The 14609-nt window shown below is 52.6% G+C and carries 13 protein-coding genes; 7 read left to right on the top strand and 6 right to left on the bottom strand.

Annotated elements, in window-relative coordinates; translation table 11 throughout:
- Genes MLE19_RS19210 through pepQ form a run of 4 tightly spaced genes read left to right on the top strand, consistent with a single transcriptional unit; the run spans position 1 to position 4402 of the window.
- The gene (locus MLE19_RS19210) at positions 1-1017 is read left to right on the top strand and encodes an ABC transporter ATP-binding protein (protein WP_240719730.1); all 1017 of its coding nucleotides are present in this window, start codon (positions 1-3) and stop codon (positions 1015-1017) included.
- Positions 1014-2087: an ABC transporter ATP-binding protein gene (locus tag MLE19_RS19205; RefSeq protein WP_240719729.1), complete on the top strand. Its 1074-nt coding sequence runs from the start codon at positions 1014-1016 to the stop codon at positions 2085-2087. Before MLE19_RS19210 ends, MLE19_RS19205 begins: the two co-directional genes overlap by 4 nt.
- 49 nt (positions 2088-2136) lie before the next feature.
- Positions 2137-3048, top strand: a complete 912-nt coding sequence (locus tag MLE19_RS19200) for a LysR family transcriptional regulator (RefSeq protein ID WP_240719728.1) — start codon at positions 2137-2139, stop codon at positions 3046-3048.
- Between the two features lie 55 nt (positions 3049-3103).
- Complete coding sequence (gene pepQ, locus MLE19_RS19195) at positions 3104-4402, top strand: Xaa-Pro dipeptidase (RefSeq protein WP_240719727.1); 1299 nt, start codon at positions 3104-3106, stop codon at positions 4400-4402.
- An 84-nt stretch (positions 4403-4486) separates the two neighbouring features.
- Here the strand turns inward: pepQ and MLE19_RS19190 are convergent, their stop codons facing one another.
- A complete protein-coding gene (locus MLE19_RS19190; RefSeq protein WP_240719726.1) occupies positions 4487-5083 on the bottom strand; it encodes an OmpW/AlkL family protein in 597 nt (198 codons plus the stop codon).
- 487 nt (positions 5084-5570) lie between these two features.
- On the bottom strand, positions 5571-7232 hold the full coding sequence (locus tag MLE19_RS19185) for a diguanylate cyclase (RefSeq protein WP_240719725.1): 1662 nt from the start codon (positions 7230-7232) through the stop codon (positions 5571-5573).
- A gap of 300 nt (positions 7233-7532) precedes the next feature.
- Between MLE19_RS19185 and MLE19_RS19180 the strand changes: the two genes are divergently transcribed.
- Both MLE19_RS19180 and MLE19_RS19175 read left to right on the top strand, forming a co-directional pair.
- The gene (locus MLE19_RS19180; protein ID WP_240719724.1) at positions 7533-8387 is read left to right on the top strand and encodes an AAA family ATPase; all 855 of its coding nucleotides are present in this window, start codon (positions 7533-7535) and stop codon (positions 8385-8387) included.
- Positions 8388-8390: 3 nt separating this feature from the next.
- On the top strand, positions 8391-9572 hold the full coding sequence (locus MLE19_RS19175) for a vWA domain-containing protein (protein WP_240719723.1): 1182 nt from the start codon (positions 8391-8393) through the stop codon (positions 9570-9572).
- 24 nt (positions 9573-9596) lie between these two features.
- On the opposite strand, the gene MLE19_RS19170 is transcribed toward MLE19_RS19175, so the two are convergent.
- Entirely contained in the window at positions 9597-10127 is a 531-nt protein-coding gene (locus tag MLE19_RS19170; RefSeq protein WP_240719722.1) for a cytochrome b, read from the bottom strand.
- Between the two features lie 122 nt (positions 10128-10249).
- Positions 10250-10813 (bottom strand): hypothetical protein, encoded by a 564-nt coding sequence (locus MLE19_RS19165; RefSeq protein WP_240719721.1) that lies wholly within the window; start codon positions 10811-10813, stop codon positions 10250-10252.
- A gap of 170 nt (positions 10814-10983) precedes the next feature.
- On the opposite strand from MLE19_RS19165, the gene MLE19_RS19160 reads away from it, so the two are divergent.
- Positions 10984-11373, top strand: a complete 390-nt coding sequence (locus tag MLE19_RS19160; RefSeq protein ID WP_240719720.1) for a RidA family protein — start codon at positions 10984-10986, stop codon at positions 11371-11373.
- Positions 11374-11436: 63 nt separating this feature from the next.
- On the opposite strand, the gene MLE19_RS19155 is transcribed toward MLE19_RS19160, so the two are convergent.
- Positions 11437-13380, bottom strand: a complete 1944-nt coding sequence (locus MLE19_RS19155; RefSeq protein ID WP_240719719.1) for a tripartite tricarboxylate transporter permease — start codon at positions 13378-13380, stop codon at positions 11437-11439.
- 81 nt (positions 13381-13461) lie between these two features.
- A complete protein-coding gene (locus MLE19_RS19150; RefSeq protein WP_240719718.1) occupies positions 13462-14568 on the bottom strand; it encodes a tricarboxylate transporter in 1107 nt (368 codons plus the stop codon).
- Positions 14569-14609 lie beyond the last annotated feature (41 nt).

Raw genomic sequence — 14609 nt, 5'->3', positions numbered from 1 at the left:
ATGGCACTACTTGAAGTCAATAATCTTGATGTCCGCTTTGCATTGCGCCAAGGTGAAGTACACGCCCTGCGGGACATTAGTTTCAGTCTTGAGCGCGGTGAACGCTTGGGTATCGTCGGTGAGTCCGGCGCGGGCAAGTCGGTGGCTGCATTCTCGCTACTCAACCTGATCGCCAAGCCAGGCTTTATCGCGGGTGGCACGGTAAATTTCGATGGCCAGGTACTTAACCGCATGTCTGAGCGCGGCCTGCGTAAAGTCCGCGGCAACCGCGTTTCGATGATTTTCCAAGACCCCATGATGACGCTGAATCCGGTGCTCTCCATTGGCGAGCAAATGGTTGAGTGTTTGAAAGCGCATCGCCGTATCTCGTCCAAGGAAGCCCGGGCGATTGCTCTGGACAAACTGCGCCAGGTACAAATTCCTTCACCCGATAAGCGCCTGGATCAGTACCCCCATGAGCTTTCGGGCGGTATGCGCCAGCGGATTATTATCGCTATTGCCCTGTTACTCGACCCTGACATCATCATCGCTGATGAGCCGACCACGGCGCTCGATGTGACGATCCAGGCAGAAATCATGGCGCTGCTGCTAGAGTTATGCGAGGAGCATAACGTTGGCTTGATCCTGATCACTCACGACCTAGGCGTCGTCAGCCAGGTCACCCAGCGCATGTTGGTCATGTACGCGGGACGCGTCATTGAACAAGGTCCAACTCGAGAAATTATTAATGACCCGCAGCACCCCTACACCCAGGGGCTAATCAACGCCCTGCCGCAGATGGCAACCCCCGGCGAAAGGCTCAATCAGATTCGTGGCAGCATGCCGTCGCTCTCCAATCTGCCAAGCGGCTGCGCGTTTCATCCACGCTGTGATTTTATTAACCGGGCCGATGGCCAGCCCCGCCCCGCCTGCACCCAACAGGTTCCTGAATTTGTCCAGTCCGGCAACTGCCGTGTAGCGTGCCATATGGTGGCTGAAATGCTTGAAGATCGCCGTTTGAAGGAGGAAACCTCATGAGTGCGCACGCTGAGGCCATCACGGAAAGCCATACGCCTACCCCGCGTCAGAACGAAGAGAGCGCTGACTCGCTGTTGCAAATTCGCGATCTGAAGAAGCGCTTCTCTCTTTCTGGGGATTTCCTCGATCAGTTGCGCTTTAAAGGCGGCAAGCTGGTTCGGCATCAAGAGCACGTCCACGCCATCAACGGCGTCAATCTGGATATCAAACGCGGCGAAGCACTCTGTGTGGTCGGCGAGTCGGGCTGCGGGAAATCCACAGTGGCACGCACCGTTATGGGGCTGCTTACCCCCACAGAGGGTGAAATACGCTACGACGGCAACCGCATTGATAACTTAAGCTCGCGCCAACTGCTACCGTATCGCAAGCGGATGCAGATGATCTTCCAGAATCCCTATGCGTCACTCAACCCGCGTATGACCATTCAACAAACGCTGGAAGAACCGCTGCGGCTGCACCACCCTGACTGGAAACGGCCGCAGATTCTCGACAAGGTGGAAGAGGTCATGCGCTCGGTGGGTATCGACCCAGACTGGGGCAAGCGCTTTGGTCACGAGTTTTCCGGTGGGCAACGCCAGCGTATCGCCATTGCCCGCGCGCTCGCCGTCGACCCTGAGTTTATCGTTGCCGATGAGCCCATTTCTGCGCTGGATGTCTCGATTCAAGCGCAGGTGCTCAATCTGCTAATGGAAGCCCAGCAAGAGCGCAACCTGACCTACCTGTTCATTACCCACGATCTAGCCGTAGTGGAGCACTTTGGTACCCGCGTGGCCGTGATGTACTTAGGTACGGTATGTGAGATTGCCACCACAGCGACGCTATTTGAAAAGCCGCGCCACCCCTATACCCAGGCGTTGCTCTCGGCAATCCCGCGCTTGAAGGATGACCGGCCCCAGCATATTCGCCTCACCGGCGAGGTGCCGACCCCGGTTAATCTGCCTAGCGGCTGCGTATTCCATGGGCGCTGCCCCTACGCGAATGCGCGCTGTAAGCAAGAGATTCCTGTTCTGCAAACGCAGGATGACGGAACCCGTGTGGCATGCCACGCTGTTGAGGAGGGGCGCCTATGAAAGGGGCGCCATACATTACACAGCGAGCCAAGGCGCTGAGAGGTAGAGCATGGAAATTCGCTGGCTAGAAGATTTTATCGCCCTGGCCAGAACGCGGCACTTCTCACGCGCAGCAGATGATCAACACGTTACCCAGCCTACTTTCTCCCGGCGGATTAAACTGCTTGAAGAGGAGATGGGCGTAACACTGATTAATCGCCAAACGTTGCCCCTCTCGCTCACTCCCGCTGGGGAGGAGTTTCTGACCCTGTGTGAACAGGTGACCGAGCGAGTGCGGCTGACCCGCGACCGCGTACGAGAAATCAATGCCGGCCAGCAGCGACGCATTATGGTGGCGGCACCACAAAGCCTATTAGCGCATTTTTTGCCTGAGTGGCTTGCCTCCACCGGTTGGCAAGAGCGCGTGCAGCCCTATTTAAGGGCGACTGGTTGGGTAGCCAATGACTATTTTCAAGCCTTGGCACGCGCCGAGTGCGATCTGGCTATTTGCTACTGGCCGATAGGTCGTTGTGATCTGGATATTGATACCAGTGCATGCAACTACCGGGTGATTGGCCATGAAAGGCTCATTCCGGTAACGGGGCTAGACGCACAAGGGGCGCCTTGCGCCCTTCTACCGGGGGCACGCCACCAACCTGCCGCCTGGCTTGCCTACCCAAAACGCGGGCTGCTGGGCTCAGCGGTCAAAGCCCATTTGGCTAGGCTGCCACAAAGCACCTATTTAACGGCCCAGAGTGAGAACCTCTATGCAGCGGGGATAAAAGAACTCGTGCTGCTTGGCTACGGTATGAGCTGGTTACCTGAGCGCAACGTTGCCGCTGAACTTGCACAAGGCACGCTGGTAAGAGCGGGAGATAGCCGCTGGGATGTGCCTATGGAACTAAGGCTATACCGGCATCAAAGCCATCACCACGCTGAACTTGATGGGTTCTGGAGTGAACTCGTTACGCCACGTACTTGAAGCTGTATTAAGGCCGTATTTTAAGAAAGCTTACTTGAGAAAGGACACGGTTTGCATGTCAATAACGCTTTTTAACCTGCAACGCGATCATATAGCCCACTTACAACGTGCTTACGAAACTATCTTAGCCAACCAAGGTTTCGATAGCCTGGCTATTTACAGTGGCCATGCCAGTGTTCATTTTGCCGATGACCATACGCCCACTTTTCAGTCGTATGGCCACTTTATGCACTGGGTGGGCTTGGCCGATGTTCAGCACAGCTGGCTGATTATTCAGCCTGAAAAGCGCCCACAGCTCTATCTGTATGCACCGGCCGATTTTTGGCATTTACCTACGCATTTACCCGAAGAACCCTGGGTAGCCGAGTTCGACGTTCACTTCTGCAGCGACAAGATCACGCCATCAATTAACGGCAATGCCGCCATTATTGGTGATACTGAACGCCTCTCTGCAAGCGCTATACCAACCTTGAAAGCAGCATGTCAGCCGGAACAACTCGTCAATGCGCTGGATGAATTAAGGTTATTCAAGACGCCCTATGAAATCGCCTGTATTCGCGAAGCGAACCGCTTAGCATTAGCTGGCCATGAAGCCGCCCATGCAGCATTTATTGGTGCATCTGGTGAACTAGATATTCAGTTGGCCTACTTAGCGGCGAGTCGTCAGCGCGAGTCAAACGTACCCTACCAAAATATTATTGGTTTAAATGAGCATGCTGGCGTACTGCATTATCAGCACTATGACCTTACCGCGCCGAAACAGCGCTACAGCCTGCTAGTGGATGCGGGGCGTCGGTTCCGGGGTTACTGCGCCGATATTACTCGCGCTTATGCTGGTCCTGATGCACCCGCAGCGTTTGGAGAGCTAGTCACGGCAATGCACGGTTTGAAAGATGAATTAGTCAGCAGCATTGCCCCAGGGGTTAGCTTTATTGCACTGCACGAGCAAATGCATCACCACCTTGCTGAGATATTGATTGCCCACGATCTCTTCAAAGGTTCCGCTGAACAAGCGGTTGCTGAAGGCGTCACCCGGGCTTTCTGCCCTCACGGATTAGGTCACTCATTGGGATTACAAGTGCACGATGTAGCCGGTTTACGACACCCGAACGGCACGCCAGCGCCTGCGCCTGAAAACCATCCAGCGCTTCGACTAACGCGAACTCTGAGTACCGGCATGGTCGTTACTATTGAGCCAGGGCTCTATTTTATAACTATGCTGCTTGCACCACTGCGTAATAGCACACTGCCCCTTAACTGGAAGTTGATTGACCAACTCTCACCCTGTGGCGGCATTCGCATTGAAGACAACGTTGCGGTAACGGAAAGCGGTTTTGATAACCTAACACCCTGAGCATTTTACGATTTACCAGTAGCTAAAACGAACAATGCCCGGCGCAAGGCCGGGCATTAGGTGCTGCTAAACAACTTGCGACACTTAGAAGCGGTAAGTAACACCACCGCCAATGGTGACAGGTTCAATGTCGACTTCACCGCCCACATTAATGTCTGCGTTTACGTCTGCATAGCTTGCGTAACCGTTCAGCAAGATATTGTCAGTCACGGCTAGGTCAACACCCACTTGGCCGATGGCGCCGTAGCTCTCTTCAACATTTACACCGCTAGGCTCACCAGAGAAGCGAGTGTAGTTAAGGCCAGCACCCACGTATGGCTGAACTTTAGAATCCAGACCACCCATTGGGTAGTAGTTAACTAATAGGTTAACAGGCAGACGATCTACGCTACCTACATCGCCTTGAGCAGATGTATTCAGGTCGTGCTCGAATTTCTCAGAGCTGTTGAGCTCAACGCCCACCTTATCGGTAAACAGGTAACCAGCGCCAAATGTGAAGCCGCGAGCACTCTGCACGTTAAGGGAATCACCCGCCACGTTACCGTTTCCTGAACCCGTATCTGTCTGGGCAACGCCACCACGGACAAATACATCACCAGCGTTATAAGCGAGAGCCGCTTGGCTTGCCAGTGCGAAACCAGCAGTGATTACAGCGGCAGAAATCAGTTTCATATTACTCATCAGGTTCATCCTCTATGCTATGCGCCGTTCCTTGCGCGTTAGGATTGCGATACTTGCTATCCAACTTTCCTATACAGTATAGAGTATACGAACACTGTTTCCAAATTTCTTGTAAAATATTGTTATAAGTAATTCACGGCCGATAGTTTTTCTCTACATAAAATTCAGGCATAAAAAAAGTCCCCCGAAGGGGACCCAGGTGGAGCACGCCAGCTCACTCGGTTTATCACTACAGTTAGTAGCGATGTAGGTGAAGAAGGGAGAGAAGCACGTTTACTAATCCGTTGTTTCTCTATTCAGTCACCCTTTGCCATATATATTGCGATCTGCGTGCCATTTTTATTAAATGCCATTAATATCAACATTTTAAATAAAAAATCGACCTTCAGCATCAACCTGCATCGCGTTGCAGCAAGTAATTTGCACCAGTTTCGCTCACGAGAAGGCTAAATCGCATCATAAATGCACAGACATCGTTAGCTTGGGCTTAATAAGACACTTTATTGCGACCACCACGTTTAGCTCGATAGAGCGCCTCATCCGCAGCCACCAATAAGGTTTCTCGCTCATCTGCGGGTACGCTTGAGCTACACACCAAGCCTGCGGAGAGCGTGCAGGCAAACTCAATCTCGCCCTGCCTAAAGCTTAGCCGTGAAAAGTACTCACGAATATCTTCAAGACATTTCCAGCCGTCTTCCGCTCCACAATGCGGCAGCACAATTAAAAACTCCTCTCCGCCATAGCGACCAATCACATCCGTCTGACGAAGACGTTGTCGCAGCAGCGTCGCCACTGAGGAAATCACCACATCCCCTACTGCGTGGCCATGGGTATCATTAACCATCTTAAAATTATCGATATCAATCATTGCCACAACGACAGGGTACTTCTGACGGTAGCCGCGTGTGGCTTCATTCACGGCTGCACTTTTAATACTGGCATGCTTGAGTAGCCCGGTTAAACTATCCTTGTTCAATAACGCTGACAGGGTTCTTGCTCTCGCTATCCGGGATCGCACTGAAGTCACCAACTGAGCCGCTAATATAGGCTTAGCTAGAAAGTCATCGGCCCCAGGGCTGAGGGTATCAATTTGCTTATTCAGATCCGTTTCTGCAGAAAGGAACACAATGGGTAAATTACTCCACTCGTCATACTGCCTAACCACTGCGGCTAAATCAGCCCCATTGTATATAGGCATATGAACATCCATGAGCAGCATTTCAGGGCGGAATAAGCTTATATGCTCCATTATTTCGCAAGAAGTCTCCAGAATAAGCACCTCCATACCAGCAGCCTCCAGCACCAATTGATAATACATTGCCAATTGGTCGTCATCATCGATAATCATGATGCGTGCGGGTGGTGCCTGCCTATCGTTTAACAACTGCTCCAGCCGGTTAACTAATTGGGGAATATTAAGAGGCTTTAAAAAGTAACCTTGTGCATTCATTTGCGCGGCATGAATTCGCGCATCAAAGGTGTCTTGTTCACTAATGAAAAGCAGTGGGCAGGAAAGCTTACTAAGTGAGGCCAACTGACCCAAATTGCCCCTTACGTCCACGATTACAATGTCCGGTGCTACTTTGCTAGAAAGCTCACTAACCTGCTCAATTGATGAAAAAAGCCTAACAGTATAACTAAAATTACTTAATTGCTCTAAAATGCTGTTGCCTAAATCGAAGTCTTCTTCGATTAGCCAAATGACGGTGGCAGACGATATAGCGCTTTCGCCAGCCACTACGCTAGGTCTCGACTGGATGTCGAGCAGTACTTCGCTTTGCAGTTTTTGTAGCTGCTGAGCAAACGCTTTTAGCACTGAGGAAGCAGGTAGCGCATCGCTTGCCTCTAACCAGCTTTGCAACGTCACTTCTAGTGTTCTCGCTTGTTGTCCAACAGCATGAAAGCCAAAGGTACCTGCAGAGCCAGCTATTTTGTGCAAACGTTGCGAAACATTATCCAGCGCCATTTTTGACGATGCATTCACCACTTGCCTATCGCTATTCAAAGTACAGTCGCTAATCTGCACTTCAAAAGAGATTTGCATAAACACTTGGAAAAGCGCCGCCAAGTCGGCCTTTAAAGTAGCTAAGTAGCTCTGTTTCAATACCGCTAGCTTGCTCTCCAAGGTCTTCTGCTTATCCTTTACCACCCGATTTCTCCTACATGCTAACTACATTGTTTGGCCATTTTGACGGCTAAAGACTTACCAATAACAGCGCTAACTTCTGGTATCTTAATTTAATTGCAGCAAAAACTGTTACCAAAAGCACACCTAAATTAAAAAAAAGATACACAAACCCAAGCTATTCACTTTTCATAAAATTGATGTCGTCTGGAGCATCATCAACCAATTGAAATGCCACTCAGTATCCGTTGGCCTTGGGGTTTACCTCACGTACACTTGTTTGAATCTGATATTTATCATGCTTTCGACAAGCCGAGGCCCGCTATGGCGTTTGAATCCACTTCTTCCTATATCGCAACCGATGCGCTCAAGCAGGCGGTAAATGCCGCCGTGGTACTGGAGCGACCACTACTTATCAAAGGTGAGCCAGGTACTGGTAAAACGCTACTGGCGGAGGAGCTGGCAGAATCACTCGGCACAAAGCTGATCACCTGGCATATCAAATCAAGCACCAAAGCGGCCCAAGGGCTGTATGAGTATGACGCAGTCAGCCGCCTGCGAGATTCACAGTTGGGCGTCGAAGGTGTGGAGAATGTTGGTAACTACATCAAGCCCGGTAAACTATGGGAAGCCTTTACTGCAGGTGAGCGTGTGGTGTTGCTGATCGATGAGATCGACAAAGCGGATATCGAATTCCCCAACGACCTGCTCCAAGAGCTGGACCGTATGGAGTTCCACGTTTACGAAACCGGTGAAACCATCCGTGCCGAACAGCGCCCGATCATCGTTATTACCTCGAACAATGAAAAAGAGCTGCCGGATGCCTTTCTGCGCCGCTGTTTTTTCCACTACATCGAGTTCCCTGATCGCGAAACCATGCAGGCAATTGTTGATGTTCACTTTCCTGATATCGCCCCCAAGCTGGTCAGCGAAGCCTTAGAGGTGTTTTTCGAGCTGCGTAAAGCGCCAGGCCTCAAGAAAAAACCCTCAACGTCTGAGCTAGTCGATTGGCTCAAACTGCTAATGGCTGACGACATTGCCCAAGAAGCGCTCTATAACCGTGACCCAGCCAAAGCGCTGCCACCGGTGGCCGGCGCACTGGTTAAAAACGAGCAGGACACCCAACTGCTTGAACGGCTCGCGTTTATGATCCGTCGCCAGAAAGGCACAGGGCGCTAAGCCATGTTTATCGGCCTGTTTGAGACGTTAAAGCGCGCGGGCGTGCCGGTATCGCTGCGTGAGCTATTGGATCTTCACGCCGTGGTGGAGCGCGGTGTGGTATTCGCCGACATGGAGGCTTTCTATCAGGTAGCCCGCACGGTGATGGTTAAAGACGAGCGCCACTTTGACCGTTTTGATCGCGCCTTCTCCGTATGGTTTAAAGGCCTCGAAGATATGGACGCCGCCATTGAGGCGCTGATCCCCGACGAGTGGCTGCGCCGTGAATTTGAGAAGCAGCTTACTGACGAAGAGAAAGCCAAAATCGAATCCCTGGGCGGCCTCGAAGAACTCATCGAGACGTTTAAAAAACGCCTGGAGGAGCAAAAAGAGCGCCACGCTGGCGGCAATAAGTGGATTGGCACCGGTGGCACTAGCCCGTTTGGCGCTTACGGCTACAACCCGGAAGGCATTCGTATTGGCCAGGATGGCTCCCGCCACCGCCGCGCTACCAAGGTGTGGGACGAGCGGCGCTTCCAAGACTATGACGACTCTTTAGAGTTAGGTACCCGCAATATCAAAATGGCGCTGCGTCGGTTGCGCAAGTTTGCCCGCCAAGGGGCGCTGGAAGAGTTTGACGTTGATAGCACTATCCGAGAAACGGCCCGAGACGCAGGGCTACTGAACGTACAGATGCGCCCAGAGCGTCATAACACCGTAAAAGTGCTGCTGTTTCTAGATGTGGGCGGCTCAATGGATGACCATATTCGCGTTTGCGAAGAGCTCTTTTCAGCGGCTCGCTCGGAATTTAAGCACCTTGAGCACTTCTACTTTCATAACTGCCTGTATGAAGGTGTTTGGCGTAATAACCAACGTCGTGGCAATGAACGCATTCCGACGATGGATGTGCTGCATACTTACGGCGCGGACTACCAAGTCGTCATTGTCGGCGATGCTGCCATGTCACCTTATGAAGTGTCTCACCCTGGAGGCAGCGTAGAGCATTTCAATGACGAACCGGGCGGCGTTTGGCTAAAGCGTCTATGCGATACGTTTCCGCGTTTGGCATGGCTTAACCCTTTACCGCCCCGCGCCTGGGAGTACACCTACTCGACCAAGCTCATTCGTGAAATTATCGAAGACCGCATGTATCCCATGACGCTTGAAGGGTTAGAAACCGCCATGCGGGAATTGGCGAAGAAGTAATGGCTTAAATCGTAATGACTTAAATCAACGCATCCGTGTCAGTACATTGTGATGGGTCAGCTTGCGATGCAGGAAAGCCATCACGATGTGCCCTACGACGAGTGCAAGCAACGTCCAGCCTAGCTCACCGTGTAGCAGCCCGCCGAGATCCGTCATCCAGGTGATTTCTTCGCCCTCAAAGCCAGCCATCAGCGTAATACCAAAGACCTCGAGCGAGCGCCCAGAGCCAAACTGGCGAATAAGTGCAATGGTTGGCACGGCGATCATTAGCCCATAGAGGGCAATATGCCCAAGTTTGGCCATTACGCTGACTGATGGTGGGCGGCGAGACGCATTCGCCAACGCCCAGAGCGCCCGCAGTACTACCAGAGAAAGTAACGATACTCCCACGGTGTAGTGTGTGCCCCAGAAGAACTCCTCAAAGGGGGTATCGGGAAATAGCCAGTGCGCCGTGGCGCTGGTAAATTGCCACGCAAACAGCAGCGCCATCCCCCAGTGAAAAAATCGGCTGACTGCTCCATAACGAACTTTTGTATCCATAACCAATATCGACATACGCTTTTCCTTAACAGTATTAACAAGTAGCTAAACTATATTACCCAGCCAAACCGGCAACACCATGACAACAAGGTGCAAAACGGTTGCCAAAAATGGAACACGACGTTTTCAAATCGCCATTAAAGAACGTGCGGGAAATCATTCAAGCCTTTCAAGAATGCCAGTTTTGCTTCTTCAAAAGCTTTTGGATCATGCTTGAACCGACGCAGTATAAGAGCTTCATCCAAGCTCAAGGTGGGGGCCAGTTCGCCAACACTTTTGGCGGGATGGCGGGCTCCCAAGCCTATTCTCTTGCCACCTACGCCACCAAACCACCGCTTAATGCCACTTTGCTGGTAAAACGCTTCTTTCTCCGCATTATCCACCTCGACACGAAGCGGTGCTTTCAAGGTCAGCTCACGAATCAAGCGCTGCTGAGCATCTGGCTGATCAAACGCGCAGGCGTGAGTTACCGTCATGCCCTCGCCCTCTTCGTCTAGCACCAGCAGCGCCAGCGCTAGCGGCTTACCATTGCCATCAACGGCCGCAAACAGACGCGCCGCTTCTTGTGGAAAAAAAACACTGCAGGTACCGGTAAATACGACCAACGGCGTCAGACCGGCGTCTTGTCCGTAAACCTCAGCGCATAATCGCGCCAGACAGGCGTTGCGCTGGGCCTCTGCGTTAACGTGTACGACTTTCATTTGAATCATCCTCGCCGACTGAAAAGCCGCAAGCCTAGAACAAACATCACCTTTTTGACAGCATGATGTGCTACGCACTACGTCCATTCATTTTTGCTGATACTGAACACTACTGTTCATACCCTGTCGAAAGGGAACGTAAGCGTGAACATCACTTAGAAGGAGCTAATATGCCCACCTTTATGAATGACCCTACCATGCCCACACCAAGCTTCCCTGGTAGCCACATGGTAGTTGATGATCACTATGTCTTTATCTCTGGCTTGACTGTTGCTGACCTGTCTAACGGCCATGCCGTTCAAGGTGATGTTAAAGAAGAGACCCGTCTCGTGATGCGTGCACTGTTGCGCATGCTCGAAATGGAAGGTGGCAGTCTTGCCGATGTGGTGCGCGTGGATATTCACCTCACTGACCTACATGCCATCCAAGACATGGACAGTGTTTATGCGGAGTACTTTGAACCTGGCCGCTACCCAGCCCGTACCTGCACCGAATCGCCTAATATCTGTGGAGGTAGCAGTGTTGAAATTACCGTGATGGCGAAGCGCGCAAGTCGTTAATTTCTTTAAACACAAAAAGCCAATTTAATGGCTTTTTGTGTCTACGTCCCTAACGCGATTTTTTTACAAACCGGCAAGCATCCCTGTCGGATAGGTCAGCGTTAGCAGGTTCGCCATCCCCATCAAGAATAGCGTGACGCCAGCCGCCAAACCTACCGCCGCCACGGGCTTCATCCGTGCCACTACGAGCAAGAACCCTAGGCAAAATACCGCAGCGGCAAATAGGAAGCCCAACACCATTACGCCTCCAATCAACGCGAAGAAGCCGGCGACCCAAAGCAACTGCTGACTTAATGTTTGAGTTTGCCACTTCATGGGTTTGATGACCGTTCTGATAATTTCCAGCACGCACGCCGCTACAATAATGGCAATCGCCAGCCTAGGCATGATGCCGCCCAGCATGGAAAGATCCGCAAACGCCCACCACATGTATCCCGCGACTGCTAACAGGCTGCCCAGCAAAGCGACATCGATCACGCCCAGTGCCAGCGGAGTCACTTCCTCCTGAAACTCCTGGGTCGTGGACTCATCTGCTCGACGGCGCTTTTTCAAGTAGCTGCGTAGCGGCGGAAGTAGCAGTGAGGCCGCAATCAGTGCGCCAATGATCAGCACGCCAGGCCGCATAAAGGCCTCAGCTCCTTGAAACTGAGCGGCTTGATAGAAGTACGCTTCAGCACCCGGTGCGAGCACGAAGCCGATCAAGAAGGCGGGACGAGACCAGTTCGCCTGCTTAAACAGCACGCCAATCGCGCCAATAATGCCGAGTGCAAAGAGATCCCCTAGCGAACGCGTTGCTTGATAGGCCGCAAAGAGAATCAAAATGGTGATTAGCGGCGCTAAAATCACGAACGGCACTCGCGTTAAGCTCGCCACCGGGCGCGCTAACCCCAAACAGAGCGCAGCACCTAAAATATTCGCCAGGGCTAACGACCAAATAATGGTGTACGTCAGGTCAAGGTTCGTCTCCAACATACTCACCCCAGGCTGAAGGCCCAGCAGTAGCAAACCACCTAAAAACACCGCCGCCGTTCCAGACCCAGGAATACCAAACAGCAGCGTGGGTACCATCGCCCCGCAGGCACAGGCGTTGTTAGCCGACTCCGGCGCAATCACGCCACGAATATCACCTTTACCAAACTGAGACTTGTCTTTGGCGCTCTGCACCGCATGGCCGTAGGTGAGCCAATCCACCACTGAGCCTGCCAAGCCAGGAATCGTGCCCATCAAGCTGCCAATACCCGCACAGCGAGCCACTAAACCAGGCCGCTTGGCCACATCCTTGACGCCCTCTTTCCAGCCTTTGCCCAATTGGCAGGGCTGCTCGGCAATCGCGCCACGCTTCACTAATAAATCAATAATTTCAGGCAGCGCAAAAATACCTAACCCCACCACCACTAACGGCAACCCGTCGTAGAGGTAGTCAATTTCAAACGGCAGCCGGAACTCCCCAGTGGCGGGTGCCATACCGATGGTACCCACCAGTAAGCCAACGCCGCAGGCAGCAATGCCTTTAAAGACATCCTTGCCAGACAGCACCGCCACCATGGAGAGCCCCAGCAGCGTCAACATAAACAGCTCTGAGGAAGAGAACGAGAGTACGACAGGCCGGGCAATGAGGATAAAGGCCGTCAGCACCAGCGCACCGATAAGCCCGCCGATCATTGATGACAGAAATGCGCTAGAGAGCGCTCGTGCCGCCTGCCCTTTTTTTGCCAGCGCAAAACCGTCTACAACGGTGGCCTGGGAAGCGCTAGAGCCTGGAATGCCAAGCAGTACAGAGGCAAACGTATCGCCAGTGGGGATCACCGCCACTAAGCCCATCAGCATGCCCAGAGCAACGGAAGGCTCCATGCCATAAAGAAACGGTAACAGAAGCGACATACCGGCAATGCCGCCAAGCCCAGGAATGATGCCCACAATCAGCCCAATCAGGACACCAATCACCATGTACAGCATATGGGGAACAGTAAACAACTGCCCCAAACTGGAGAATAAGACATCTGTCATTGTCATGGCTCTTATGTTGTTTAGTGTAAGGGAGCCCAAAGGCACTGCCTCTGCAGTGCTTTTTTAGTGTTAACTGGCGTGTTAAATACGGGCACCGTGCTGCTCTAGCAGCCACTCGACCAACCACTGTCGCGTTGCATCATCCAGCGACATGGCATCCTGCAGATGCTGCTCAACGACCTCACCGACCACCGGTGTGTAGGGGCCCAGCTGGGCGATGGCGGCTTCTTTGAAGTCTTCCGTATCCACAAAACGGCGCGCCGCGTCGCGATACTCCTTAATGAGCGCTTCTGGGGCATCGTTTGGCAGTAGGATCAGCTTTTGCAGCGTGAACCCTGAAGCAAAGAACTTACGATACGCCTCGGCGGCAGGGCCGCTAGGCGCTTCACCATGCAAGGTTTCGTAAACTTCATTGAAGGTTGGCAAATCAGGGAAGGCAGGGTCACGTACGATCTCGCCGCTGTCATTGAGCACGCCCAGGGAAAACAATGGCACCGCTCGTCCGCTCTCCACCAGAGGCTCCACGCTGCTGAAATAGGCAGAGGTGGTTTGGAAATCGATATCCGCCTCGCCGCGCTCAAAGGCTAACCGCCCTTCTCCACGGCTACGCATACCAGAGACGGCCTGTACATCAGCACCCAGCAGATCAAGCGCAATCAATACCGGCAGCTCTAGCCCCGTATGGCTCTGCACGGCAAATTTAACGCGCTGGTTGGTCACCGCGTTCAGCACCTCCTCGGCGATATCACCCAGACTAGGTTGGGCATACACCACGCCGCCTGTGGGGGTCGCTAAAATCGGTGTCCAATCGTCGTAGCTATAACGTACACGCCGGTCTTGCAGCATGGCGGGGTATTGGGTGGAAGCAGAGGTACCTATCCATTGGCTGCCATCCGCGGCAGCCCGCATAGCGAACAGGTTACTGCCATTAATAGAGCCACCGCCGGGCACATTATCGATAACTAGCGTAGGGCTACCTTGAATATGGTCACTCATCCAGGTAGAGAAGAAGCGTGCCCACACATCGGTTCCACCGCCCACACCAAACGGAATGGTCCAGTGAATGGTGTCAGGCACGGTTACTTCGTCAGCTTGAGCATTCACGCTGATAGCGCCGAGCGTGGAACAAGCCACGACAAGTAGCGCTTTCTTAAACGTCTTTAGTGGCGTGTTCTTCAGGGTGGTCATGGCGATACTCCTGTTATTGATTATTGTCGGTTAGTAATAAA

It is taken from the genome of Vreelandella neptunia (assembly GCF_022489065.1).
In the GTDB taxonomy this organism is placed as follows: Bacteria; Pseudomonadota; Gammaproteobacteria; order Pseudomonadales; family Halomonadaceae; genus Vreelandella; species Vreelandella neptunia_A.
The sequence above is the reverse complement of the archived record's forward strand: the minus strand, read 5'-3'. Positions and strand labels throughout refer to the sequence as shown.